The sequence below is a fragment of the Clostridium sp. UBA5712 genome (assembly GCF_002419845.1).
Taxonomy (GTDB): Bacteria; Bacillota; Clostridia; order Clostridiales; family Clostridiaceae; genus Clostridium_J; species Clostridium_J sulfidigenes.
This window is the reverse complement of sequence record NZ_DIGW01000011.1, coordinates 545,913-570,524: the sequence shown is the minus strand read 5'-3', so window position 1 is coordinate 570,524 and position 24,612 is coordinate 545,913. Positions and strand designations below refer to the sequence as shown.

The following is a 24,612-nucleotide window of genomic DNA, read 5'->3' as shown; positions in this document are numbered from 1 at the left end:
GGAGGAATAATAATGACAGCATCTAAAGAACAGTTATTAAAAAGATTATCTGATGGCGTATTAGAAATGGAAGAAGAAGAGGTAATAGAAGCCTGTGAGGAATATGTAGAGGCAAAGTATAAAGCCTTTGATGGTATTATGGAAGGACTTGTAGATGGTATGAACCGTGCAAGTCAATTATATGAAGAGGAAGAATATTTCGTAACAGATGTATTACTATGCTCAGATGCAATGTATGAAGGGCTATCAATATTAAGACCTCATCTTCCTATAGAAGAAGAAGGAAATAGCAAGCCAAAGGGAGTTATTGGAGTTGTAGAAGGAGATACCCATGACATAGGAAAGAATCTAGTAAAAATTATGATGGAAACTGCTGGTTTTGAAATGATTGATTTAGGAAGGGATGTTTCGCTTAAAAGTTTTGTAGACAAAGCTAAAGAAGTTAACGCTTCTTTTGTATGCATGTCAACCTTAATGACAACAACTATGTCAGGAATGGGAAAAGTTATTGAATTGTTAAAGGAAGCAGGAATTAGAGATGAAGTTAAAGTCCTTATAGGTGGAGGACCGATTTCTCAAAAATTTGCAGATACCATTGGTGCAGATGGGTACAGTTCCAATGCTGTGGAGGCAGTAAAATTAGCAAAAAAAATGCTTAATATAGCTTAGAAAGAAGGATGTAATATGATATCTCCAAGAGAACGATTAAATATGGTTTTCAACAGAGAACAGGTTGATAGAGTTCCATGTATTTGTCCTGGTGGCATGATGAACATGGTTACAACAGAAGTAATTGAAGACCTTGGAATAGATTTTTCAAAGGCTCATAGTAATGCGCAAACTATGGCTGATTTAGCTACTGCAGTATATGAAAAGGACTGTTTTGAAAATTATGGAGTTCCTTTTTGTATGACCATTGAGTCTGAAGAGTTTGGAGCAACGGTGAATATGGGGTCAAACATATATGAACCTCATGTTGTGGAGTATGCGATAGATTCAGTAAAGGAATGGACGAAACTCCACGAGATTAATTTTCAGGAGGGAAGAGCTAAAGTAGTTATTGATGCAATTAAATTATTAAAAGCAAAGGGGACCAATGTTCCTATAATAGGGAATTTAACAGGGCCAATAAGCACTGCTAGTTCTGTTATGGAACCTGTAGTATTTTATAAAGAGCTGAGAAAAAACAATGAAGAAGCTCACAAATATGTTGATTATGTTACCGATCAATTAATTTTATTTGCAAAGAAGCAAATAGAAGCAGGGGCAGATATAATTGCTATTTCTGACCCTAGTGGAACTGGTGAAATCTTAGGACCTAAGCTATTTGAAGAATTTGCTGTGAAATATATTAATAAGCTAGTGGATGCTATTCAAGAAGTACAGGGAAAAACTATCGTGCACATATGTGGCCAAATGAAAAATGTGTATAAAGAGGTAAAAAAAATAAAAAGTGATGTTCTAAGCTTTGACTCCATTGTTAGTATGAGTGAGGCACGAAAGAATTTAGGAGATAGATTACTTATGGGTAATGTGAGTACCTATACAATTGAATTTGGAGAGCCTAAGAAGGTTTCTGATTTGACTAAAAAATGTGTTAAAGATGGAGTGAACATAATTTCACCTGCCTGTGGACTTGGAATGAAATCTCCTCTTACAAATGTCAAAGCAATCCTTGAGACTTTAAAAAAGGAGATGCTATAGAAATGCCTAAGATTTTTATTAAACAGTTAGGTAAGGACTTTGAGTATGTTCCAAAGAAAAACTTACTACAGCTATTATTAGAAAATGATATTTTTGTAGATAATCCTTGTAATGGAAATGGTTCTTGTGGGAAATGTAAGGTCAGGGTGTTGGAAGGAAATCTTCCGCCACTTTCACCAACGGAAAGAAAGCTATTGAAAGAAGATGAAATAAACGCAGACATAAGACTTTCCTGCTTGGTAGTACCAAAAGAAGATATTACAATTAAAATTCTGCAAAAGGAAAGAAAGCATAAAATACTTACTACTGGGTATGTACCTGAATTTGAGTTTAATCCTACAATTTCTAAAAAAATCTTTGAAATAAAAATGCCTACTTTAGAAAAACAAAGTCCTTTTGAAGATTCTTTATGTGAGGCCCTTGGGTCTAAAAAGGTCAACTGGAAGTTGCTAAGGGACTATGAAAGCAGCTATGGAACTGTAACTGGAGTATTTAATGACAGCGAGTTAATTGCCCTTGAGGCAGGTGATACTACTGAGTTTCTTTATGGTGTTGCCATTGATATCGGAACTACAACGGTGGTTGCAGCATTAATTGATATGAACAATGGTGAGGAATTAGCTACAGCTTCAAGAATTAATCCCCAAAAGAAGTTTGGGCTAGATGTTTTAACTAGAATAACCTATGAATTAGAACATCCAGAGGGTTCAAAAGAAGAGTTACAGAAAACTATTGTAGAGGCTATTAATGAAATGGTTGAAGAGTTATGTAGTGAGGGAAAAGTAAAGAAAGAAAATATTTATGAAATTTCTATTGCTGCAAACTGTACTATGATGCATTTTCTTTTAGGTGTTGATGCAACATCAATTGGAAAATCTCCCTACGCTCCTATATTTACAAAGGCAAAAAACATATCAGCAAGTGACCTTGGGATAAAGGCTGCTAAGTGTGCAAGAGTATATTGCCTTCCTTCTGTATCCTCTTACATTGGAGCTGATATAGTGGCAGGTGCCTATGTTTGTGAATTACATAAAGCTGAGGAAAATATACTATTTATAGATATTGGAACTAATGGAGAGATAGTTTTATCTAAGGGTGGAAGATTACTTTCCTGTTCCTGTGCAGCAGGACCAGCATTAGAAGGAATGAATATAAGTTCAGGGATGAGAGCAGCAGAGGGCGCTGTTGAAGATATGGAAATCACTGAAAATGGAATAGACCTTAAGGTTATAGGAGAGGAAGACCCTATAGGGATATGTGGAAGTGGGATACTAGCAGCAGTGAAAGAGCTTCTTAGAACAGGAATTGTAAAAAACAATGGAGCATTTATAAAAAAAGAACAACTAGAGGAATCTGATTATCGATATAAGATGATACAATTAAATGGGAATAAAAGAGAATTTATTTTAAAAGGTACTCCAGAACAGCTACTAATAACTCAAGGGGATGTTCGTCAGGTACAATTAGCAAAAGGAGCTCTGCTTTCAGGATTTTATGCCTTGTTAAAACAGGCTAAGATTGATATGGGCGAATTAGATAAGGTGATGATAGCTGGACAATTTGGCGCTCACCTACCAGCAGATAGCCTTGTAGGTACAGGGATTTTGCCAAAAGAGGTAAAGGATAAACTAGTATATGTAGGGAATTCTTCTAAAACTGGAGCATATATGGCACTTATGTCTGTTAGAGTTAAGAAAGAAATTGAAGATTTAGCAGGTGAAATGGAGTACATGGAACTTGGAGCCTCAGAGGGATATGAAAAATTATTTTCACAGTGTCTTATATTTGGAGATAAATAAGAAGTCCCATAAAACAGATAAATAAAAGGCATATGCCATAAAATAAAAATATATGAATTACCGTTGAAAAAGCATAGGTAATTCATATATTTTTTTATTCTCATTTAAGTAGAGAACCCAAATCTATGATTTGGTGTGAATCACTTACTCAGCGAACGCAGTGAGTCGAGTTTCAATTATTAAGTTGTTAGCTCTCTATTTGCTGTGAAATAAATTGCTTAATTTTAGATAAGCCTCTATGCTTAAATTTTAAGGTATAGTAATCCTTTGAAATATTAATAAGTTCAATATCAATTATATCTAAATTTAACAATGCTTCCTCTATTTTTTCTAAAGTTCCATCTTGGGAATTTTCAATAACTGCTTGCTTTGTTTTTAATCTTATCCATTCCATAAGCAGAGTATTATAGTTGTTTTTTATAAAATCCATATCCAAGCCTCCTTAAAGTAAAATTATAAAATATAAGAATGATCTATATTACTCCTTATATTTTATAAAACTGTGTTTTATACCTTTGGGAATAAATTTAATTGTATTTGGGTATAAATATAATTAAATATAATCATTTATATTTTAACATAATAATATGAAATATAATATAACTAATTAAAGTATAGTTTAATCTAACTTGATTAATTATAACTATATATATATAATGATATATAAGTGATAATAATTGAATAAGTCAAGGGTAAGTAGAAAGCTTAACTTGTGAATTAACATATTTAGATTTTAAATTAAAAGCAAATAGAAAGATCCTAAACATAAATGGGGGTAAATTTTAATGAATGATAATATGAGTGATAATGAGATTATGACTGTTAGTGAGGTGGCAGAATATTTCAAAATAAGTGAAGTTACTACATATAAACTAGTACAAGAAGGGAAAATTCCAGCCTTTAAAATTGGTAGGCATTGGAGAGTAAAAAGAAGTGATTTAACTGAGTTTATTGAAAAGTTAAAACGAGGAGAAAGAATATAAACTTAGTTTATAATAGGAGGATATGTTTTGAAAAGTAAGATTAAAAATAAAATTAGGGTTATATCTCTAGGGGGACTAGGGGAAATTGGTAAAAATATAACAGCTATAGAATATAAGGATGAAATTATTGTAATAGATTGTGGAATTTCATTTCCAGAGCCAGATATGTATGGGGTTGATCTAGTTATTCCAGATATAACTTATTTGCTAGAAAATAAGGATAAAGTAAAAGGCTTTTTCTTGACTCATGGACATGAGGATCATATAGGTGCATTACCTTATGTGTTAAAACAACTTAATGTTCCAGTGTATGGGACCCGTCTAACTTTAGGATTGGTGGAAAGTAAATTAGAAGAGCATAATATACTAAAAGATTGTGACCTTAATGTTGTAAAAGCTGGAAATACTATTAAATTAGAAAATATAAGTGTAGAATTTATAAGAAATAGTCATAGCATTGCAGATTCCTGTGCTATTGCAGTGCATACACCTATTGGTAGAGTTATTCACACTGGAGACTTTAAAGTAGATTATACTCCAATTGATGGAGAGGTTATGGATTTACAAAGACTTTCAACTTTGGGCAAGCAAGGGGTATTATTGCTACTTGCTGATAGTACTAATGTGGAACGTCAAGGGTATACCATATCAGAAAAGGTAATTGGAGAATCCCTTAATAGGATTTTTGGTAAAGCAACAGGAAGAGTAATAGTGGCAACCTTCGCATCAAATATTCATAGGCTACAACAGATTGTAAATGCATCTATTTTCTATGAAAGGAAAATAGCCTTTAGTGGAAGAAGTATGGAAAAAATATCTCAAGTAGCAATGAATCTTGGGTATTTAAACATTCCTGAAGAGAGTATTGTTGGTATAAATGACATTGGTAAGTACGATAGTGAAAACATTACAATAATCACAACTGGTAGCCAAGGTGAGCCGATGTCAGCGCTTACAAGAATTGCTGCAGGAATACACCGAAGTGTACAAGTAGAAAAAGGTGATTTGGTTATTATATCTGCATCTCCAATACCAGGAAATGAAAAGTGTATATCCAATGTAATAAATGATTTATTTAAAAGGGGTGCTGAAGTTATATATAATTCCTTAGAAGAAATCCATGTTTCAGGGCATGCTTGTCAAGAGGAATTAAAGCTAATACACTCTTTAGTTAAACCAAAATACTTTATGCCGGTTCATGGAGAGTATCGTCATTTAATGCAGCATGGATTACTTGCTGAGAAGCTAGGTATGGATAAGTGTAATATATTTGTATCCCAAGTTGGTGATGTATTGGAAGTGCACAGCAAAGCTGCTACCATATCAGGTAAAGTAAAAACAGGAGCAATAATGGTAGATGGACTAGGTGTAGGAGACGTTGGAAGTAGTGTATTACATGATAGAAAATTATTAGCACAAGATGGAATTCTAACTGTAGTAATTACAATTAAAAAAGATTCTTATACTATAGTAGCAGGACCAGACATAATAACTAGAGGTTTTGTTTATGTTAGGGAATCAGAAAACATCATTAATGATGCAAGGGGCATTGTATTAAAAGAAGTTGAAAAGAAATTAGCAGCTAAAGATATGAGTAGAAGAAATATAAAATTTGCAGTTAAAAATTCTCTATCACAATTCATATATATGAAGATTAAAAGACGACCAATAATTATGCCAATAATTATGGAAGTTTAAGATTTAAAACAATAATAAATAGAATTTTTTATTAAAAAACTTTAAGAAGATAACATAATAGAAATTAAATAAGCTTTGAATCTAGTGAATAAGATTCAAAGCTTATTTTAGTTTTGTATATTAAGTGATTTATTTTCACTAATTGTAAGTTGTCTTATTTAATTTAACTTCAAAAATAATAATTGCAAACATATTGACAGTTATCTATGTGTAGTCATATAATGGATATAGACGATTATCTATATAGCTTTTAAAATGAGTTAAGTAAAAAATTCACTTTGTAATATTGGAATTAATTAAAGTTAAAAAATATAATTTAAGGAGATGGGAATGTGTTTGTATTTGAATGGTTAAATAATCAACTATTGAAAATGGAATGGCTTAGTAATTTAGTTACACTTATAGTAAAAAATTTATTTGGCCTAGATGTTAGTAGCAGAATTGGAGGAAGTATTCACTTCTTTATATATGATGTTATGAAGATATTCATACTACTTTCAGTATTAATATTCTTAATTTCATATATACAAAGTTTCTTTCCTCCAGAGAGAACTAAGAAAATTTTAGGAAGATTTAATGGTATTTGGGCCAATATATTGGGTGCCTTACTTGGAACTGTTACACCCTTTTGTTCCTGCTCATCCATTCCTTTGTTTATAGGATTTACTAGTGCGGGTCTACCAATTGGGGTTACATTTTCATTCTTAATATCTTCACCTCTTGTAGATTTAGCTTCTGTTATTTTGCTTGCAAGCATATTTAACTGGAAGATTGCAATTGCTTATGTTGTTGTAGGTCTTATTCTTGCAGTTATTGGAGGCTCAATTATTAGCAAGTTGAAACTTGAAAAATATGTAGAATCCTTCGTTTTTAACAATAAGATGATTGAAGTAGAGCAAGAAGATTTGACTAAAAAAGATAGGATGATTTTTGCTAAAAATCAGGTTTTGGACATTATAAAAAAAGTATGGCTATATATTTTAATCGGTGTAGGAATAGGAGCTGCAATTCATAACTGGATTCCAGAGAATGTAATTACTGCTGTTCTTGGTCAGGATAAATGGTATTCTGTTCTGATAGCAACTTTTGTAGGAGTTCCTATGTATGCTGATATTTTTGGAACTCTACCAATTGCAGAAGCATTGGTACTTAAAGGAGTAGGAATTGGTACAGCCTTATCATTTATGATGGGTGTAACTGCACTTTCCCTTCCATCTATGATTATGCTAAAGAAAGTAGTGAAACCAAAACTATTAGGTATATTCGTAGGAATTGTTACTATAGGAATCATTATCATAGGTTATGTCTTTAATGCCTTTGGGTATCTTCTACTATAAGAATATATATTTATATATTTAATTTTAATAGAATTTGTTTTATTTAGATTTTTTAAAATAATATTTAAGGAGTGATATGTATGATAATTAAGATTCTAGGATCAGGATGCAAAAAATGCATTACATTAAAAGAAAATACTGAAATAGCATTAAAAGAAACAGGGAAGGAAGCTGAGATAATTAAAGTTATGGATTTTAAGGATATTATGGCTTATGGAGTAATGACAACTCCAGCACTAGTTATTAATGAAAAAGTTGTTTCCTTTGGAAAGGTATTAAAACCAAAAGAAATTATAAAGATTCTTGAAAGTTCTAAATAAAAATTCCTTATGTCTTCATTGGAAAAAATTTGTAGTTTATCTTAGGGAATAGTCTTTAAATAATAAATTAATATATTGGAGTATATATAATACTAATAAAAGCTTCTCAGCAAGTTTTTAGGGACCTATGGGTTGTCTTCCTATTACCATTCTTCGTAATACGTGTGATATGGTAGTTAGATAACCTATAGGTCTTAGTTTGTTTGTTTATATTGGTTCATTTCTAATATAAATAAAGTTCTAAAAAACTTAATTGTAAAAAAGAATTGTTAATTCAAGAAAATTGTAAGAAGCATAAGATAAGACAATATATTTGAGTATAGCAGAGTATTTTATTATATTAATGATTTTATAATTAATGGATATTATGGCATAATGTACATCAGAGTAATAATGGAATAAATTGAAAAATATATGGATAATTCTCTTTAGCTTTTAAATTTTTTTAATATTAGTGTAAGATAATCAAATCAAAAGCGTCTTATAAGTGAGGAGGTGATAGAGTGACGGAGTTTGAGGATATATATAATAATTATTTTAAAGATATTTTTTTGTATATATATAGTTTATCTGGAGATAGGCATATAGCAGAGGATATCACAGCTGAAACATTTATGAAGGCAATAAAATCTATTGAAAAATTTAAGGGTAACTGTGATATACGAGTGTGGTTATGTCAAATTGCAAAAAATTGCTACTTTTCTTTTCTGCGCAAGAAGAAAAAAACTATACATTTAGATGAACTTTCTGAACAAAAAGATAATTTTAATTTTGAACAAATAATATCTTCAACAGAAGAATCTATGGAAATTCACGAAATTCTTCATAATCTTGACGAACCATATAAAGAAGTATTTTCACTGCGAGTTTTTGGAGAATTGAGCTTCAAACAGATTGCTTGTTTGTTTGGAAAAAGTGATAATTGGGCTTGCGTTACGTATCACCGGGCTAGAAATAAGATCAAAGAGCGAATGGAGGATTATAAATGAAAGTACCTTGTAATGTGATTAGAGATCTTTTGCCTTTATATCTAGAAAATATTGCCAGTAATGATACTTGCATTATTGTGGAACAGCATATTAGTTTTTGTGAGGATTGTAGAAAGCAACTTGATGAGATGAAATTATATAATAATCCACCTATAGATACAGATGTAGCCCCACTGAGAAATCTAAAGGCTACTTTGCATAAGAAAAAACTCCAAACAATTATTTTTTCTGTTATGTTGACCATAGTTATTGCTTCAATTACAATTGCTTTTTTTACTGCGCCAAAGTATATTCCTTATAGTGAAGGCACAGTATCCTTAATAGAAAAGGATAATGGGTCGGTACTTGCTTTATTCAGTGATAAAGTATCAGGATATGATATAAGTAGTTATCCTAATGATGACAACACAGGTTATGTTTACAATATAACTGCATGGGATAGTATTTGGAACAGAAGTATTGCTAAAAATCCTGCAAATAATACTGTTTTGAATCCAAATGGTGAAGTGGTAGATTCCGTCTACTATTATATGACTAATGGAAGTGAAGATAGATTAATATATGGTAATGACCAAAATCCTGGTGGAGGTGTTTTCACATTGCCAAGACTTGTTTTGGCATATTATTTAGTTATTGACTTAGCATTGGTAATGCTTTGTGGAATAATTATGTTTGTATTCCGAGGATATGAAAAAGTAAAAAATGTGACAATAAAAATTCTATTTTTGCCTATATCATATTTTTTAGGTCATCTTTGTATTAAAGGATTTACAACGTCATCATATTCTGCAGCAAGGGATTTTTTTGCAATCTTGCTAGTGATGATTCCACTGTACATTGGATTCCTATCTGCTATCAGTTTAATGAGAGAATATAGAAATGGTAAAAGGGACTAATATTTAAGTAGGTTTTTAAAAATTTAATTTACTGGTAACAGAAACGCACGATATACCCTCTATTATAAAATTTCGAGAACCTAATTAGTATTGGGAAATTAAATATTATGTGGTATAATAAGAAATAGTAGGAATGAATTGTGAAAAAATAAATAATTAAAATTTCAAATAAAGAATTTTAAATTAGGGGGAATAAAAAAATGGTAAGATATCGTTGTTCAGTATGTGGCTATATTCATGAAGGGGAGTTGCCAGAAGGTTTTAGATGTCCTAAATGTAAACAACCAGCCTCAGTATTTGTTAAAATTGAAGAAGAAAAAGAGATTAAAAATATTTACGCAGGAACAAAGACAGAAAAGAATTTGATGGAAGCTTTCTCAGGTGAAAGCCAGGCGAGAAACAAATATACATACTTCGCCAATATTGCACAAAGAGAAGGATACGATCAGTTAGCTGAAATTTTTCTAATGACAGCTAGAAATGAACAAGAGCATGCTCGTATATGGTATGAAGAGTTGGGTAATTTAGGAAACACTGCTGAAAATCTTTTACATGCAGCTGAAGGTGAAAACTATGAGTGGACAGACATGTATGATGGTTTTGCAAAGGATGCAGAAGCGGAAGGATTTAAGGAGTTAGCTGAAAGATTCCGTAGAGTGGCTGCTATTGAAAAATCTCATGAAGAGCGTTATCGTAAATTACTAAAAAATATTGAAATGCAACAGGTATTTGAAAAAGGTGAAGAAACTATGTGGGAATGTCGTGTTTGTGGACATCTTATAATGGGAAAAAAGGCTCCTGAAGTTTGTCCTGTATGTAAATATTCTCAAAGTTATTTCGAAGTTAGAAAAGAAAATTATTAATTTTAAGCCGTCACTTATTGTGGCGGTTTTTTTATTTTGCATATTAATATTGATGGATAGTTCTCTATATAATTCAAAGTAATAGTTTATAAATATGTAAACATTATAATTTTTATTGACAATGGATAATATTTTTGTTATTGTTTAAAAGTATGAAATTTGTGTGAACTTATATTAGGAGGATATTATGCAAGAAACAAAGGTTAAAGTAGTAGTAGCTGATCCGTCGGCAATAGGTTTATTTGGACTAGCAATGGTAACATTAGTAGCATCATCTCAAAAGTTAGGATTAACAGAGGGAGTATCTTTAGTATTACCATGGGCAATATTTTTAGGAGCAACAGCACAATTGTTGGCTTGTTTAAATGATTTTAAGCATAACAACACTTTTGGAGCAACTGCTTTTGGTGCTTATGCATTCTTTTGGTATGGTGTTGGTTTTACTTGGTTAATTCAAAATGGAGTATTTGGACCAGCCCTAGCAGCTAAAGCTGACATAAATCAATTAGGAGTTGCTTATTTAGGGTATTTAATTTTTACAATATTTATGACTATAGGTGCAATGGAAACTCATAAGGTGTTATTTACAATATTCCTATTGATAGATTTCCTATTCTTAGGATTAACGCTAACAACTTTTGGAATAATGGAGCATGGAACACATATGCTAGCTGCTTATTCTGAGTTAGCAATAGCTTTAGTATCTTTCTATGGTTCAGCAGCAGCAGTATTAAATACTCACTTTGGAAGAGTATTTTTACCTGTTGGAAAACCTTTTGGAATATTTAAGAAGTAATATTTAGGTGATGAATTTTTTCATCACCTTTTGTATATCCATGATACACAAAAGGTGATTCTAATTTTTATAGTGGTTATAAAGGTTTAAAGCCTCCAAGAATAGTTTATAAGCTATCCTTGGAGGCTTTTATATTTATATAAGAATTACACTAGTATTTAATTTCTATTTAGAAATATTTATTTTTTTACCTTCTTTACGCCACTTACTAAATTCAGCTGTTGCTGTGAAAAGTGCATCTGTGGATGAGTTAAGTGCAGTTTCAGCAGAATCTTGAATAACACCTACGATAAAACCTACACCAACTACCTGCATAGCAATGTCACTTGGGACTCCAAATAAGCTACATGCTAGAGGAACAAGTAATAGTGAACCTCCGGCTACTCCAGAAGCTCCACAAGCACTTACCGCAGAAAGTACACTAAGAATTATTGCTGTACCAATATCTACTTGGATACCAAGAGTATGAACAGCTGCAAGAGTTAAAACAGAAATAGTAATAGCTGCACCAGCCATGTTAATTGTGGCACCTAAAGGAATTGATACTGAATAAGTATCTTTATCTAAACCAAGTTCTTCACATAAACTCATATTTACAGGAATATTAGCAGCAGAACTACGTGTAAAGAATGCTGTGATTCCACTTTCTTTTAAGCATTTAAATACAAGGGGGTATGGATTTTGACGAATAGCTACGTACACCATTATTGGATTTACAACAAGAGCTACAAAAATCATACTTCCAAGTAGAAGTAAAAGTAATTTTCCATAGCTAAGAAGTGAAGCTATTCCACTTGTAACGATAGTATCAACTACAAGTCCCATGATTCCTAAGGGTGCAAAATTTATTACCCATACAACCATTTGAGATAATGCATCAGAAACATTGGAAATTATTAATTTTGTAGAACTTGCAGCATTTTTTAAGGCAAAACCAAGAATTACTGCCCAAGCTAATATACCAATGTAGTTAGCATTGAAAAGAGCCTTTACTGGATTATCAACTAGGTTTAATAGTAATGCTTTAAGAACTTCTACTACACCGCCAGGAGGAGTAATATTTTCTACCCCAGCTACAAGGGTTAGACTTACCGGGAACATAAAGCTTGCAATAACAGCTACAAGTCCGGCTAAGAATGTTCCTAAAAGATAAAGAATAATAACGGTTTTCATATTGGTTTCATGACCACTTTTGTGTTGGGAAATAGCACTGGTTACCAAAAATAAGACTAGGATAGGTGCAATGGCTTTTAAAGCACCTACAAATAAAGATCCAAAAATTGATAATGGTTTTGCTACATTAGGAATGGTTACGGCTAATATAATACCTATGATTAAACCTATGATTATACGTTTTACTAAACTTAATCCATTCCATTTCTTCATTAGATTCTTCATAATATTTTCCTCCTATAACGTTAAATAAAAAAAATAAGTTTCTGTGGCTTTAAATTTGTTACTAGGAAATTCTTTGGTAAAAATAAGTTTATCATGAATCTTCACTAATGTGAAGTGGAAAAGCATAATGAATTTTCAATTAATTAATGGTCACCTTTACATAAATAACCTATATAATAAACAATTAGAAAATAAAATCAGTTTTTAAATTATCTATTAAGGCTTATATTAACTAGGTTTATAAGTCATATAAATTAAATTTAAAATATTAATAAAATCAATTCAATTGCAAGAAAAAAATTTTTTCAAGCATTATGGAAAGATGCCACTATATATCTCTATACTATTTTGGGATAACAGTTCTAAAATTATTCATTGAAAATAAAAATTTAATTGAGAATACAGATTTTACTGATGTTAGAGTTATTGGATTTTTACTAGAATATGTGTATTATTTAAATAGTAAATATAAAAGTGAAGTTATTGTAAAAAATTAGTGGTAAGAGAAAATTTCTAGGGTGTTCAAAGTGTTATAGAATAGGATTATTTTGCATGAGTATTTGGAGGTGGAAGTATGGGAGATGTTATATATAGAAAATTAGAATTAGAGGAATGTGAGTATATAAACAAAATGAATCCATCTCAATATATAGGAAAAGCATGGAGAGATGTGGGTGGCAAACGTAAATTAGTAGAAATAAATTACCAAGATTGTGATTGGCCAAACGGCTATGAATATCATCTAAGAAATTTGAAGAAAACCATTTTAAGTAGGGGAAGTGCCATTGCTGCTTTTGATGATAATAATAAATTACTGGGGTTTTCAACAGTTAATCGTGAATTTTTTGGTGAAAAATTTAATTATGTTTTATTAGATCAGCTTTTCATAACCTTAGAGTGTAGAAATAAAGGAATAGGTAAAAATTTATTCGTACTTTCTGCCAATGTTGCAAGAGAGTGGAAAGCAGATAAAATTTATATTTGTGCAGGTTCTGCTGAAGAAACAATTGCATTTTATTTTTCAATAGGCTGTAAAGAAGCAGAGGAAATAAATAAAGAACTATATGAAAATGACCCAAGGGATTACCAATTAGAGTTTTCATTATAAAAATCACACATATATTATTTATTTTAGCAATATAAAAATAAGGATGCTATGTAAAAATTATAAGCATCCTTGTTTTATGTAACTTAGTTTAGGATTTATTTTTTTGCATAAATATAGGAATACTTTCTGCGAAAAATCTCATAAAAGTGTCTTTAAATTCTTGATCTTCCTGTTTTAAAACCCCTAGAGAATATTGCATTGCAACACCATCTAGAGCTGCTATTAAAATAGCAGCAAGACTTTTCTTACAGTTTTTATTTTCAATACCAAATGCGTAGAAGTACATATCTGCTACCTTGTTTATTATTTCATTATAATCTTGTTTAAGGCTTTCACTAAGAGAGCCACCCTTGGATAATACGTAGCCTATTAATAAAACCAAAAGGCGTTGCTCATTAACCTTAGACATACGTTCTCTAACTTTATTACTAATTTCATTTAACATATTTTCAGTGCTTTTAAGATTACTACTTTCATCTTTTTCAGAAAGTTTTTGAGCAAAGTACATAGCTTCCTTTACTGCGTGGTAGAATAGCTCGTCCTTATTCTTAAAATGATGATATATTGCACCAGTAGTAAGCCCAGCAGCTGAGGCTATTTGACGCATACTTGTTTCTTCAAAGCCGTTTTCTATAAATACACTAATTGCAGCATCTAAAATATGTTGCTTTTTTTCATTAGGTTCATTAGCGTTCATTTTATTCACCCCATTTAAAAATAGTATATCATATTTTTACAACATCATGGTTCACATATCATAGGACTATTATATCAAGGACATAATAGTCTGTATTTTCATAACATATTTATTATTTCGAATGTTAATTCATTGACAAAGGTAGGTGTGTATTATATTATAAACATAACAACTGTTATGTTATATTGTGGAACGGTTGGTAATAATATATTGTAACCTACTTCAATAAAGTAACCTAAATTAAATATGAAATGGGGGAGAGTTTACATGGAGGCATTTAAAGTTTTAGAAATTAAGCAAAGTGTTTTTGACAACAATGATCGTCAGGCTGAGCTACTTAGAGAAGAATTGAAAAAAGATGGGGTCTTTTTATTAAATCTTATGTCATCACCTGGTTCAGGGAAAACAACAACTGTTTTAAGAACAATTGAAGCTCTTCAAAATGAAATGAACATTGGTATTTTAGAAGCTGATATTGATTCAGACGTGGATGCACACAAGGTTTCAAAGACTGGAGTTAAAGTAATTCAACTGCATACAGGAGGAATGTGTCATCTTGATGCTGATATGACTAGACAAGGTTTAAAAGGTCTTGGAACAGATAACATTGATTTTGCAATATTGGAGAATGTTGGAAACTTAGTGTGTCCTGCGGAATTTGACACTGGTGCATCAAAAAATGCTATGATTCTAAGCATACCAGAAGGAGATGACAAGCCTTTAAAATATCCTTTAATGTTTTCAATAGTTGATGTTTTATTAGTCAACAAAATAGATGCATCGGACTATTTTGAATTTGATATGGAGGCAGTAAAAGAGAGGGTAAAAAAACTGAATCCTAATATTAAAGTTATTCCAATTTCAGCTAAAACTGGAGAAGGAATTGGAGAATGGGCTGACTGGATACGTGGACAAATAGATAATTGGAAAAATAAATAACTTTAAATAATTCATAACATTAAAAATATTATAAACTTACTTTAAAATATTTTGACTATATATAATAATCAGCTTCTTTCGGTTACTTTTGTTTTAATAACTTAATAAAACCTAAAAGTGCTGATTATTTTAATATAGTTAATAATAATAATAATGAGTCTTGCCATCTTTGCAATTCATTGTAAACGCTGGTGTTTATAGTTTTGTTTATGATGACATATAATTATTTTGGGGAGGGATAATATATGGTCAAGGAAAAGGTACTTGATCTTGCAAATCACATCAGTAATAAGAAACGTGGCTCGAAAAATGAAATCAAAGCTACAGATCCAGAGTATATGATTCTTGAACCTGTTGTTTCAGAAGAAATGGCTGAGGTGGTACTTTGTATGGAAATACGTAAAAAGGTTACTGCTAAAGATGTTGCTCCTTTATGTGGCAAATCTGTAGAGAGAACAACAGAACTTTTGTTAGAATTAGCGGATGCAGGGGTTTGTTTTGTAAATGAAATTGATGAAGTAGATACATTTTGGTATGAGACCTGGGTTCCAGGCATCATGGAAATGATGGTTAACAATAAGGAGAATGTTAAAAAGTATCCTCAGATTCCTAGGGCTTTTGAAGCTTATGGAAGAGTAAGAGGACCTAAGACAGCAGGAAGTTTTCCTGTAGGAGTAGGTCTTATGCGTGTTATACCTATAGAACATGCCATTGAAGGTGAAACTAGAAGAGCATCCTATGAGGAAGTTTCTAAGTATCTTAATGATAATGATATTTTCTCAGTTGCTGATTGTTCATGCCGTACAGCAAGAGAAGCTATGGGAGAAGGCTGCGGTCATCTTAAGGAAGACATGTGCATTCAGATGGGTCACGCAGCAGAATACTATATACGTACGAAGAGGGGCAAACAGATTACTCGTGAAGAAGCCTTTGAAATTATTAAGAGAGCAGAAGAAAACGGCTTAATGCATCAAATACCTAACTTAGATGGTTCTGGTAAAACTCATGCTATTTGTAATTGCTGTGGATGTTCTTGTCTTGCTTTAAGAACTGCTAGTATGTTTATTAACGCTGACATGGTACGTTCAAACTATGTTTCTAAAGTGTACAAAGAGAAATGTGTTGCTTGTGGAGAGTGCGTTCAAAATTGTCCTGTTAATGCACTACAATTGGGGCAAAAGTTATGTTCAAAAACACCAGTAACTACTGAGATAAAGAGAATTGATACTCCACGAGATACTGAGTGGGGTCCAGATAAATGGAATCCTGATTATAGAACCAATAGAAAAGATGTAGTTGATACAGGTACAAGTCCTTGTAAAACCAATTGTCCAGCTCATATTGCAGTTCAAGGTTATGTTAAACTTGCATCTCAAGGAAGATATAGGGAAGCTCTTGAACTTATCAAACAAGAAAATCCGTTTCCTGCAGTATGTGGACGTATTTGCCCAAGAAAGTGTGAAACAGATTGTACTAGGGGAGATATTGACGATCCAGTTGCTATTGATGAAATCAAAAAATTTATTGCTGAACAAGATTTAAATACTGATCATAGATATGTGCCTAAACGTAAGCACGAGTACGGTAAAAAAATTGCTGTTGTGGGAGCAGGGCCTTCAGGTCTTAGCTGTGCATACTACTTAGCCATTGATGGGTATAAAGTAACTGTGTTTGAAAAAGAAAATGTTCTTGGTGGAATGTTAACTTTAGGAATACCTTCATTCAGGCTTGAAAAGAATGTAATAAATGCTGAAATTGACATACTGAAAGAATTAGGCGTTGAATTCAAGCCAGGGGTTGAGGTTGGAAGAGATATAAGTCTTAATGAATTAAGGGATCAAGGTTTTAAAGCCTTCTATATTGCAATCGGTGCATGTATGGGAAGGAAACTTGGTATTGAAGGTGAAAATGTAGAAAATGTTATAACCGGTATAGATTTTATGAGAGATGTTAACTTAGGTAAGGAGTTAAAACTTGAAGGCAATGTAATCGTAATCGGTGGTGGTAACGTTGCCATAGATGTTGCGAGAACAGCTACTAGAATTGGGAATACACAAATTAAAATGTACTGTTTGGAAAGTCGTGAACAAATGCCTGCACTTCCAGAGGAAATTGAGGAAGCATTATCAGAGAATATTGAAATTAATAATTCTTGGGGACCAAAGAGAGTAATTGTTGAAAATGGTCGTGCTACAGGAGTAGAATTCAAGAAATGTATTTCTGTATTTGATAAGAGTGGAAGATTTAATCCATCTTATGATGAAAATAACACTATCATAGTTAAGGCTGATACTGTACTGCTTTCAATAGGTCAAGGAATGAATTGGGGAGAACTTTTATCAGGTAGTAAAATTGAACTAAATAGAAATAATACTATTAAAGCAGATCCATTTACATTACAGACAGGTGAGCCTGATGTTTTTGCTGGTGGTGATGCATTAACAGGACCTAAGTTTGCAATAGATGCAATTGCTTTAGGTAAAGAAGGTGCAATTTCAATTCATCGTTATGTTCAGCCAGGACAAAGTTTGATTATTGGTCGAGATAGAAAAGAATATCATGCATTAGATAAGGAAAATATAGAACTTCAAGGATATGATAGTACTCCTAGACAGAGTGTAGGTCATGTAGATGGAAGCAAGTCAAGGAAAACCTTTAAAGATTTGCGTGAAACATTTACTGAAGACCAGATAAAAAGGGAAACAGAACGTTGTCTTAGCTGTGGTGCAACGGTTGTAGATGAATTCCTGTGTGTAGGATGTGGACAATGTACCACTAAATGTAAGTTTGATGCTATTTCCCTTGTAAGAAAATATGATGGTGAGGGTGTAGCCTATGAGGATTTAAAACCTGTAGTTATAAAGCAAATTCTTAAACGTAAAGTGAAAATTACAACTAAAAAAGTAAAGAAACTTTTTAAATAACTTAGTTAACTATAAAAGATTTTATAAAGTAATTTTAAATTTAGATAGGGGTAGAGGGTGAATAAAATGTTTGAATTTAATTATGTTGAAGGAGCAATAATGTTTTCTGCATGGGGAATGTGGTTTGTAGTTTTTGCAGGTTTGTTTTTATTCAATGAATTTTCTAGAAGACAGAAGTGGGCAGGATTTTTTAGTTTTGTTATTTTGCCAATTATTTTAACAGTTGTTTGGATGACTGTTTTAAAGGATGTTACCTATACTGACTGGTTCCATCTAGCTAAAGTTTATTCTGCAACAGCAGGATGTATTGGATTTTGGTGTATTCGTCATATCGAGAAAAAGGATAAAATTACTGGTGAGGTTGTTTGGAGACTAGCTGATAATAAAATTGCACTATGCTTTCCACCGTTGATTCTAGCTATTAACATTATAGAAGCAGTGGCAAGAGATATTGAGGTTGGATCCACTTATTGGATGATGAATTCAGGAGCTATTGAAGGAGAAGTAGTAGGTGTAATGGGTGGTCCATGGAATTATATGAATGCAGCGGCTGGTATACTAAATATCATTGCTATAACTGGTTGGTTTGGAATAGTAATTAGAAAACAAACTAAAAAGGACAAAAGTAAGGATATGCTATGGCCTGATATGCTTTGGTTCTGGATTATTGCATATGATTTATGGAATTTTGTATATACTTATAATTGCATACCTACTCATTCTTGGTATGCAGGCTTAGCATTACTCATTGCACCAACTCTATGTGCATTTACTGTTGGAAAAGGTGCTTGGCTACAGCATAGAGCTCAGACCTTAGCTATATGGTGCATGTTTGCTCAAACTTTTCCAAATTTCCAGGATACAGGAATGTTTGTAGTTAAATCAACTTACAATACTACTATTTATACAATTTTAGGAGCTATAGCTCTTGCAAGTAATATAGCTGTATTTCTTTATATGATATATAAAATAAAGAAAACTAAGAGAAATCCATACAAGGGAGAACTTTATACTGACCTTGATGAGTTTAAAGAAATTAAAATGATGATGTAAAGCGATATATTATGATTATAGAAGGCAAAAAATAGGCCTATAGGCCTATTTTTGCTATCTAGAACTATTAAGATAACACAATATACAATAATTAAGTTCTAATACGTATCTATTAATTGAAAATAATAGATTATACACTTATTGGTTATTGTTGTTTACAAATTTAGATACTATAAAAATTATTATTGCTGATATAATAGCTATGCCAGCAAATAAAAATCCTATTGGTATAAGAAAGAATGGTTCAGATAGAGTTCCATCTGGCAAGACTTCGGAACCTACTACATTAAATATCGTAAAACACGCTATACTAGCTACTACTAAAAGAATACTAAATAAATATTTTTTCATTTTTAATTTTCCTCCTATAAATTTTTGTACTTCAGATTAATTTTTGTTTGCAATTAAGTACTTTATAAATTCTGTACCTTTTAATATCATTTTATACTTGGAAAATAGAATTGTCAATAAATATTTATTGATTTACAATAAATATTTATTATTAATACAACCTAATTGGTGTCGAAAGGGTTGCGTTTCGATTTACAACTGAGGTTCCGATTTACAACTGCGGAGATAAAATAGATGGTTTTAAATGCTTGACTTTGGGGAGCATTTTGTTTTGTAAAGGAGTGAATATTATGCACATGGCTGATGCTTTGATTTCACCAGTGGTGGGAGGAACTATGTTGGCTGCTACTACTGGAATTACAGCTTATTCAATTAAAAAAATACAGAATGATATGGATGAAAAGAAAATTCCCTTAATGGGGGTAATGGGAGCCTTTGTTTTTGCTGCACAAATGATTAATTTTTCAATCCCTGGTACTGGTTCTAGTGGACACATTGGAGGAGGAATACTACTTGCAATATTATTAGGGCCCTATGCGGGATTCTTAACTATGGCTTCTGTTTTGTTAATTCAAGCACTGTTCTTTGGAGATGGTGGGTTACTTGCCTATGGTTGTAATGTATTTAACCTTGGATTTTATACTTGTTTTATAGCATACCCTTTAATTTATAAATGGTTTACACGTAAAGGGATTACTACTAAGAAGATCTTTGGTGCCTCAATGGCATCTACTATAATTGGTCTTCAAATAGGAGCTTTTAGCGTTGTACTTCAGACTCTTATGTCTAGAAAGACTGAATTGCCTTTTGGAACTTTTTTATTGTTAATGCAACCAATACATCTAGCAATCGGAGTAGCTGAAGGGTTTGTTACATCAGCAATTGTTACTTTTGTATGGAAGGCTAGACCAGAAATTCTAGAAAAGGCAGCTAGAGGAGAAGCTCTTGGTAATATATCTATGAAAAAGATACTTACTAGCCTGGTAATTGGAGTAGTTTTAGTTGGCGGAACGCTTTCTTGGTTTGCCTCTTCAAATCCTGATGGATTGGAATGGGCTATGGAAAAAACTTCAGGAACAGCAGAATTTGAAACACCAGATGGAATTCATAATACATTATCAGAAATACAAAGTAAGATAGCGTTTTTACCTGATTACAGTTTTAAGGCAAAGGAAGACGAAAGTGAAAAAGAAGCAGCTGTAGAAGTTGAAGATCAATGGCCTACAGTTAGTGCTGGAACAAGTGTTTCAGGTATCGTTGGTGGAATATTGACACTTGCACTGGCAGCATTCACAGGATTTGTTATCAGCTTAGTTAAAAAAAGAAAAGAAAAGTTTAATAATAAAAATAAGCTAGGTGGTAATGAAACCACCAGTAAAATTCTACAATAAGGATTTGATTTTACATGGCAAAAGTAATAAATTCTCTTTATAATATGAGACTTCTAGGTGATTTAGCAGGGAAAGAAACCACAATACATGGGCTTCATCCCATTACAAAGTTATTAACTACAATTGTTTACCTAACTGTAGTTGTATCATTTGGAAGATATGAAATTAGTAGTCTTTTGTCTTTTATTTTCTATCCTGTGGTTATTTTTGTGTTAGCAGAGCTGCCAGTTGTTCCAATCCTTAAAAGACTATTACTTGTAGAGCCTTTTATTATTGGAATTGGCATATTAAACCCCTTATTTAATCATCATACAATGGCTCTAGGAGGTATTGTTATTTCAAGAGGATGGGTAATATTTTTATCTATTTTTATAAAATGTGGTTTAACGGTAACTGTTAGTATTTTATTAATTGCAACTACAGGAATGGATAAATTGGCTGTAGCATTGCGTATGCTGAAAGTTCCTAAAATCTTTGTATTACAGTTATTATTAACATATAGATATATATCTGTGCTGATAGAAGAGGTTTCTAGAATGATGAGAGCATATTTACTTAGGGCGCCTGGACAAAAGGGCATACATAGAAATGTTTGGGGTTCTTTTGCAGGACAGTTGATACTTAGGACATTTGATAGGGCACAACGGGTGTATCAATCTATGAATATGAGAGGATTTACAGGTGAGTATAATACAGGAAATATTGAAAAATTAAGCTTTAGTGATTTTGCATATTTAGCAGGTTGGAGTATATTTTTCATTTTAGCAAGAATTTATAATATACCTATGCTTATAGGTTCATTAATTACGGGGGTGATTAAATAGATGAGTTGTCATAAACTTGAGGTAAGGAACTTATATTTTTCCTATCCTGATGGACATGTAGCAGTAAAAGATATATCATTCACAATCCATCACGGTGAATCTGTGGGAATTATTGGTGCCAATGGTGCAGGAAAGTCCACACTATTAATGCTTTTGATGGGAGTTCTATTTCCAAGTAACGGAGAGGTGGTCATAGGAGATGTGTATGTATCAAAAAAAACATTACCCTTGATTCGTCAGAGGTTAGGAATGGTTTTTCAAGATCCTGATGATCAGTTGTTTATGACAACTGTATATGATGATGTGGCTTTTGGACCACGAAATTATAATTTTGATGAAAAAGAAGTTGAAATCAAAGTTACAAAGGCTTTAGAGTTAGTAGGAATATCTCACTTGAAAGATAGAGCACCCTTTAAATTATCAGGTGGAGAAAAGCGAGCTGCTGCAATTGCATCGGTTCTATCAATGGAACCAGATGTATTAGTTATGGATGAGCCAACAGCAGCTTTAGATCCTAAATCAAGACGAAGATTAATCAATTTATTAAAAGGCTTTCAGCACACAAAAATAATAACTAGTCATGATTTAGATATGGTATTTGATACTTGTAAAAGAATTATTGTGATAAAAGAGGGTGAAATTGCTGCAGACGGAAACACAGTGGATATTTTAAGTAACGCGGATTTACTAAATGATTGTGGATTAGAAATACCTCTTTCACTTCAAAATTGTCCAATCTGTGGAGCTTCAAAAAATGATTTCTATAACATATAAACCACCCAATAATTATGGCTTTTGATTTGGTATAATATAGGGGGATAAAATGCGAATTGTAGTTATAGATGGACAAGGTGTGGAATATGGAAGGAAAAGAGTAATTATTTTCACATTTATAGATACCTAGCATAATATATTATTGAATTATTATTTCTGGAGGAAATTTTAGTGTATATTAAGCCTAGAGTAGAGAATCAAATGATGTATAATACTCAGTTACAAGAGGCTCTTGAGAGAGTGAAAGAGGCAGTTCAAGGTGAAAGAGAAGATGAACTTTTTTATGATTTTCTCATAAGTATGGCACCTACTGTGGAAGAAAAAGACATTATAACGTCTATACGAGATGATGAACGTAGACATAATAGAGAGTTTAGAAAAATTTATAAGGACTTTACCGGTATGGAGATTCCAACGGTAGAAGACGAGTCTTTTGAAAGACCAGAGTCATATATAGATGGTATTAAAAAAGCTTTATTCGGAGAGCTAAGAGCGGTAGAAAGATATAGAGATATTAGAAAAGCTTTAGGTATGGGCCCACAAAGAGATGTTTTATTTGATATAATTACAGATGAATTGAAACACTCTTCAAAATATAATTATCTTTTTACTTTGAACAGAAGTATGGAAAGTCCATCTATGAATAGACGTTCAATGCAGGATACTTCTAAATTTACGCCAGATGACTGGGTAAGGTATATAACTCCATTAGTAACTCGTGCTTTAGCAGAAGCGAGAGAAGGGATTAATCCTGAACATTTATATCAAGAATTTATCCTATCAGGTGTCCTTGTCGGTTTGGGAAAAACTCCTCAGGAAGCTATTGAACAGGTGGAAGAGTGGGAAAGGACAGGTGCATCTAAACTGCTTGCAGAGAGTAAAATGGCAAGGGGTTACTATTATTACTAGAGTATGAAACTAAAAAGTAAAATGCGATATCTTAGTATTTAAGTTATCGCATTTTTGTTTTTAATTGAAAAGAATATCGATTAAATATTAGTATCATAAGTTATAGAGGTTATTATAGCTATGTATATTAATATCATCAATAAATGAAGTGGATCTAATACTTTTACAAAAGCTTGAAAAAAATCATTTATTGAGGAAGGTTTTTCTACATAGATGCAGAATAGTAAATAGAGACAAAGATTTACTATAGGAGGTAAATAAAATGGCAGAAACACAAGGTATATTAACATGGACACTAGTATCTGAATGCCCAATTCCAAATGATGTTAATGATTTATTGGTTGAAGGAGAAGTAGCAATTGCTGCTTATAAAACATTCCGAGATAGTGCAATTTTTACTAATAAAAGATTAATTGTAAGAGATGCACAAGGGCTTACTGGCAAGAAAGTAGAGGTGTATTCTTTACCATATTCTTCTATTAACATGTGGTCTACTGAAAATGCAGGGAAGCTTTTTGATCTTAGTGCAGAAGTTGAATTATGGACTAGAGCAGGTCAAATCAAAGTAAATCTACAAAAGGGAGTAGATATCCGTAAATTGGATAAATTAATAGCTAATGCACTTTTAAAATGATAATCATAGACATATGTAAAGTGAATAAGTTTTAAATTTTATTTAGTGATTTATTCCACATCATAGGTTGCAGTAATATAATTCTGATATTTAATAAACAGCCGTTATTTAAGTTTTTAAGTAGCGGCTTTAACTTTTATAAACATTACCTTGAAATTTATTATCTACAAACTGGCTTATTATCCTTTGTTGCATTTCGATGGTATTTAATGTAAAATATTATTA

Annotated in this window: 25 protein-coding genes; 21 read left to right on the top strand and 4 right to left on the bottom strand. The window is 32.0% G+C overall.

The features are described 5' to 3' along the window. Nucleotides 1-12 precede the first annotated feature (12 nt). The 3 genes from B3B03_RS08945 to B3B03_RS08935 are packed head-to-tail and all read left to right on the top strand — an operon-like array spanning nucleotide 13 to nucleotide 3,503. Nucleotides 13-669, top strand: coding sequence for a corrinoid protein (locus B3B03_RS08945; RefSeq protein WP_346846393.1), 657 nt, complete (start codon nucleotides 13-15; stop codon nucleotides 667-669). Between the two features lie 15 nt (nucleotides 670-684). After that, nucleotides 685-1,704: a methylcobamide:CoM methyltransferase MtbA gene (locus B3B03_RS08940; RefSeq protein ID WP_346877041.1), complete on the top strand. Its 1,020-nt coding sequence runs from the start codon at nucleotides 685-687 to the stop codon at nucleotides 1,702-1,704. A 2-nt stretch (nucleotides 1,705-1,706) separates the two neighbouring features. Next, nucleotides 1,707-3,503, top strand: a complete 1,797-nt coding sequence (locus tag B3B03_RS08935) for an ASKHA domain-containing protein (RefSeq protein ID WP_346877040.1) — start codon at nucleotides 1,707-1,709, stop codon at nucleotides 3,501-3,503. A 187-nt stretch (nucleotides 3,504-3,690) separates the two neighbouring features. On the opposite strand, the gene B3B03_RS08930 is transcribed toward B3B03_RS08935, so the two are convergent. Then, nucleotides 3,691-3,933 (bottom strand): hypothetical protein, encoded by a 243-nt coding sequence (locus B3B03_RS08930; protein WP_346877039.1) that lies wholly within the window; start codon nucleotides 3,931-3,933, stop codon nucleotides 3,691-3,693. 355 nt (nucleotides 3,934-4,288) lie between these two features. Between B3B03_RS08930 and B3B03_RS08925 the strand changes: the two genes are divergently transcribed. From B3B03_RS08925 to B3B03_RS08890, 8 genes are all read left to right on the top strand, one after another. Then, nucleotides 4,289-4,486: a helix-turn-helix domain-containing protein gene (locus tag B3B03_RS08925; RefSeq protein ID WP_198028608.1), complete on the top strand. Its 198-nt coding sequence runs from the start codon at nucleotides 4,289-4,291 to the stop codon at nucleotides 4,484-4,486. Nucleotides 4,487-4,513: 27 nt separating this feature from the next. Continuing rightward, nucleotides 4,514-6,184, top strand: coding sequence for a ribonuclease J (locus B3B03_RS08920; protein WP_346877038.1), 1,671 nt, complete (start codon nucleotides 4,514-4,516; stop codon nucleotides 6,182-6,184). Between the two features lie 332 nt (nucleotides 6,185-6,516). Next, nucleotides 6,517-7,521, top strand: coding sequence for a permease (locus B3B03_RS08915; RefSeq protein WP_346846398.1), 1,005 nt, complete (start codon nucleotides 6,517-6,519; stop codon nucleotides 7,519-7,521). An 80-nt stretch (nucleotides 7,522-7,601) separates the two neighbouring features. Then, nucleotides 7,602-7,841: a thioredoxin family protein gene (locus B3B03_RS08910; RefSeq protein WP_035135794.1), complete on the top strand. Its 240-nt coding sequence runs from the start codon at nucleotides 7,602-7,604 to the stop codon at nucleotides 7,839-7,841. A 503-nt stretch (nucleotides 7,842-8,344) separates the two neighbouring features. After that, nucleotides 8,345-8,830, top strand: coding sequence for an RNA polymerase sigma factor (locus B3B03_RS08905; RefSeq protein ID WP_346877037.1), 486 nt, complete (start codon nucleotides 8,345-8,347; stop codon nucleotides 8,828-8,830). Beyond that, entirely contained in the window at nucleotides 8,827-9,726 is a 900-nt protein-coding gene (locus B3B03_RS08900) for a zf-HC2 domain-containing protein (RefSeq protein ID WP_346877036.1), read from the top strand. Before B3B03_RS08905 ends, B3B03_RS08900 begins: the two co-directional genes overlap by 4 nt. A 200-nt stretch (nucleotides 9,727-9,926) precedes the next feature. Next, nucleotides 9,927-10,589 carry a rubrerythrin gene (gene rbr / locus B3B03_RS08895; protein ID WP_346846401.1) on the top strand — a complete coding sequence of 221 codons (663 nt, stop codon included), beginning with the start codon at nucleotides 9,927-9,929 and terminating at the stop codon, nucleotides 10,587-10,589. Nucleotides 10,590-10,776: 187 nt separating this feature from the next. Further along, nucleotides 10,777-11,385 (top strand): acetate uptake transporter, encoded by a 609-nt coding sequence (locus B3B03_RS08890; protein WP_035130633.1) that lies wholly within the window; start codon nucleotides 10,777-10,779, stop codon nucleotides 11,383-11,385. A gap of 165 nt (nucleotides 11,386-11,550) precedes the next feature. On the opposite strand, the gene sstT is transcribed toward B3B03_RS08890, so the two are convergent. Further along, complete coding sequence (gene sstT, locus B3B03_RS08885; protein ID WP_346846402.1) at nucleotides 11,551-12,783, bottom strand: serine/threonine transporter SstT; 1,233 nt, start codon at nucleotides 12,781-12,783, stop codon at nucleotides 11,551-11,553. A 314-nt stretch (nucleotides 12,784-13,097) separates the two neighbouring features. Here sstT and B3B03_RS08880 point away from each other — a divergent pair, with 314 nt between their 5' ends. Then, nucleotides 13,098-13,280 (top strand): hypothetical protein, encoded by a 183-nt coding sequence (locus B3B03_RS08880; RefSeq protein ID WP_346846403.1) that lies wholly within the window; start codon nucleotides 13,098-13,100, stop codon nucleotides 13,278-13,280. Between the two features lie 77 nt (nucleotides 13,281-13,357). After that, nucleotides 13,358-13,891 (top strand): GNAT family N-acetyltransferase, encoded by a 534-nt coding sequence (locus B3B03_RS08875; protein ID WP_346877035.1) that lies wholly within the window; start codon nucleotides 13,358-13,360, stop codon nucleotides 13,889-13,891. An 88-nt stretch (nucleotides 13,892-13,979) separates the two neighbouring features. Here the strand turns inward: B3B03_RS08875 and B3B03_RS08870 are convergent, their stop codons facing one another. Next, nucleotides 13,980-14,588 carry a TetR/AcrR family transcriptional regulator gene (locus tag B3B03_RS08870; RefSeq protein WP_346846405.1) on the bottom strand — a complete coding sequence of 203 codons (609 nt, stop codon included), beginning with the start codon at nucleotides 14,586-14,588 and terminating at the stop codon, nucleotides 13,980-13,982. 267 nt (nucleotides 14,589-14,855) lie between these two features. On the opposite strand from B3B03_RS08870, the gene hypB reads away from it, so the two are divergent. The 3 genes from hypB to B3B03_RS08855 all read left to right on the top strand — a co-directional run bounded on the left by hypB (nucleotide 14,856) and on the right by B3B03_RS08855 (nucleotide 19,504). Continuing rightward, nucleotides 14,856-15,527, top strand: coding sequence for a hydrogenase nickel incorporation protein HypB (gene hypB / locus B3B03_RS08865; protein ID WP_346846406.1), 672 nt, complete (start codon nucleotides 14,856-14,858; stop codon nucleotides 15,525-15,527). A gap of 245 nt (nucleotides 15,528-15,772) precedes the next feature. Continuing rightward, a complete protein-coding gene (locus tag B3B03_RS08860) occupies nucleotides 15,773-18,451 on the top strand; it encodes an FAD-dependent oxidoreductase (RefSeq protein WP_346877034.1) in 2,679 nt (892 codons plus the stop codon). A gap of 66 nt (nucleotides 18,452-18,517) precedes the next feature. Continuing rightward, on the top strand, nucleotides 18,518-19,504 hold the full coding sequence (locus B3B03_RS08855) for a DUF5692 family protein (protein ID WP_346877033.1): 987 nt from the start codon (nucleotides 18,518-18,520) through the stop codon (nucleotides 19,502-19,504). A 138-nt stretch (nucleotides 19,505-19,642) separates the two neighbouring features. On the opposite strand, the gene B3B03_RS08850 is transcribed toward B3B03_RS08855, so the two are convergent. Beyond that, the gene (locus B3B03_RS08850; protein ID WP_346846409.1) at nucleotides 19,643-19,855 is read right to left on the bottom strand and encodes a DUF3955 domain-containing protein; all 213 of its coding nucleotides are present in this window, start codon (nucleotides 19,853-19,855) and stop codon (nucleotides 19,643-19,645) included. 290 nt (nucleotides 19,856-20,145) lie between these two features. On the opposite strand from B3B03_RS08850, the gene B3B03_RS08845 reads away from it, so the two are divergent. The 5 genes from B3B03_RS08845 to B3B03_RS08825 all read left to right on the top strand — a co-directional run bounded on the left by B3B03_RS08845 (nucleotide 20,146) and on the right by B3B03_RS08825 (nucleotide 24,387). After that, entirely contained in the window at nucleotides 20,146-21,246 is a 1,101-nt protein-coding gene (locus B3B03_RS08845; RefSeq protein ID WP_346877032.1) for an energy-coupling factor ABC transporter permease, read from the top strand. Between the two features lie 14 nt (nucleotides 21,247-21,260). After that, the gene (cbiQ, locus tag B3B03_RS08840; RefSeq protein ID WP_346846411.1) at nucleotides 21,261-22,070 is read left to right on the top strand and encodes a cobalt ECF transporter T component CbiQ; all 810 of its coding nucleotides are present in this window, start codon (nucleotides 21,261-21,263) and stop codon (nucleotides 22,068-22,070) included. Further along, on the top strand, nucleotides 22,071-22,844 hold the full coding sequence (locus B3B03_RS08835; RefSeq protein WP_346846412.1) for an ABC transporter ATP-binding protein: 774 nt from the start codon (nucleotides 22,071-22,073) through the stop codon (nucleotides 22,842-22,844). It begins immediately after the preceding gene. 171 nt (nucleotides 22,845-23,015) lie between these two features. Beyond that, nucleotides 23,016-23,753, top strand: a complete 738-nt coding sequence (locus B3B03_RS08830) for a ferritin-like domain-containing protein (RefSeq protein WP_346846413.1) — start codon at nucleotides 23,016-23,018, stop codon at nucleotides 23,751-23,753. A 262-nt stretch (nucleotides 23,754-24,015) separates the two neighbouring features. Beyond that, a complete protein-coding gene (locus B3B03_RS08825) occupies nucleotides 24,016-24,387 on the top strand; it encodes a PH domain-containing protein (protein ID WP_035130653.1) in 372 nt (123 codons plus the stop codon). The last annotated feature ends 225 nt before the right edge of the window (nucleotides 24,388-24,612 follow it).

Bases quoted from the DNA above. Each gene is read 5' to 3' on its own strand.
- B3B03_RS08880 (WP_346846403.1), top strand. From the start codon at position 13,098: ATGGAAAGATGCCACTATATATCTCTATACTATTTTGGGATAACAGTT.
- B3B03_RS08825 (WP_035130653.1), top strand. From the start codon at position 24,016: ATGGCAGAAACACAAGGTATATTAACATGGACACTAGTATCTGAATGC.
- B3B03_RS08935 (WP_346877040.1), top strand. From the start codon at position 1,707: ATGCCTAAGATTTTTATTAAACAGTTAGGTAAGGACTTTGAGTATGTT.
- B3B03_RS08860 (WP_346877034.1), top strand. From the start codon at position 15,773: ATGGTCAAGGAAAAGGTACTTGATCTTGCAAATCACATCAGTAATAAG.
- B3B03_RS08875 (WP_346877035.1), top strand. From the start codon at position 13,358: ATGGGAGATGTTATATATAGAAAATTAGAATTAGAGGAATGTGAGTAT.
- B3B03_RS08925 (WP_198028608.1), top strand. From the start codon at position 4,289: ATGAATGATAATATGAGTGATAATGAGATTATGACTGTTAGTGAGGTG.
- hypB (WP_346846406.1), top strand. From the start codon at position 14,856: ATGGAGGCATTTAAAGTTTTAGAAATTAAGCAAAGTGTTTTTGACAAC.
- B3B03_RS08945 (WP_346846393.1), top strand. From the start codon at position 13: ATGACAGCATCTAAAGAACAGTTATTAAAAAGATTATCTGATGGCGTA.
- B3B03_RS08890 (WP_035130633.1), top strand. From the start codon at position 10,777: ATGCAAGAAACAAAGGTTAAAGTAGTAGTAGCTGATCCGTCGGCAATA.
- B3B03_RS08845 (WP_346877032.1), top strand. From the start codon at position 20,146: ATGCACATGGCTGATGCTTTGATTTCACCAGTGGTGGGAGGAACTATG.
- B3B03_RS08930 (WP_346877039.1), bottom strand. From the start codon at position 3,933: ATGGATTTTATAAAAAACAACTATAATACTCTGCTTATGGAATGGATA.
- B3B03_RS08940 (WP_346877041.1), top strand. From the start codon at position 685: ATGATATCTCCAAGAGAACGATTAAATATGGTTTTCAACAGAGAACAG.
- B3B03_RS08855 (WP_346877033.1), top strand. From the start codon at position 18,518: ATGTTTGAATTTAATTATGTTGAAGGAGCAATAATGTTTTCTGCATGG.
- B3B03_RS08835 (WP_346846412.1), top strand. From the start codon at position 22,071: ATGAGTTGTCATAAACTTGAGGTAAGGAACTTATATTTTTCCTATCCT.
- B3B03_RS08850 (WP_346846409.1), bottom strand. From the start codon at position 19,855: ATGAAAAAATATTTATTTAGTATTCTTTTAGTAGTAGCTAGTATAGCG.
- rbr (WP_346846401.1), top strand. From the start codon at position 9,927: ATGGTAAGATATCGTTGTTCAGTATGTGGCTATATTCATGAAGGGGAG.
- sstT (WP_346846402.1), bottom strand. From the start codon at position 12,783: ATGAAGAATCTAATGAAGAAATGGAATGGATTAAGTTTAGTAAAACGT.
- B3B03_RS08910 (WP_035135794.1), top strand. From the start codon at position 7,602: ATGATAATTAAGATTCTAGGATCAGGATGCAAAAAATGCATTACATTA.
- B3B03_RS08900 (WP_346877036.1), top strand. From the start codon at position 8,827: ATGAAAGTACCTTGTAATGTGATTAGAGATCTTTTGCCTTTATATCTA.
- cbiQ (WP_346846411.1), top strand. From the start codon at position 21,261: ATGGCAAAAGTAATAAATTCTCTTTATAATATGAGACTTCTAGGTGAT.
- B3B03_RS08870 (WP_346846405.1), bottom strand. From the start codon at position 14,588: ATGAACGCTAATGAACCTAATGAAAAAAAGCAACATATTTTAGATGCT.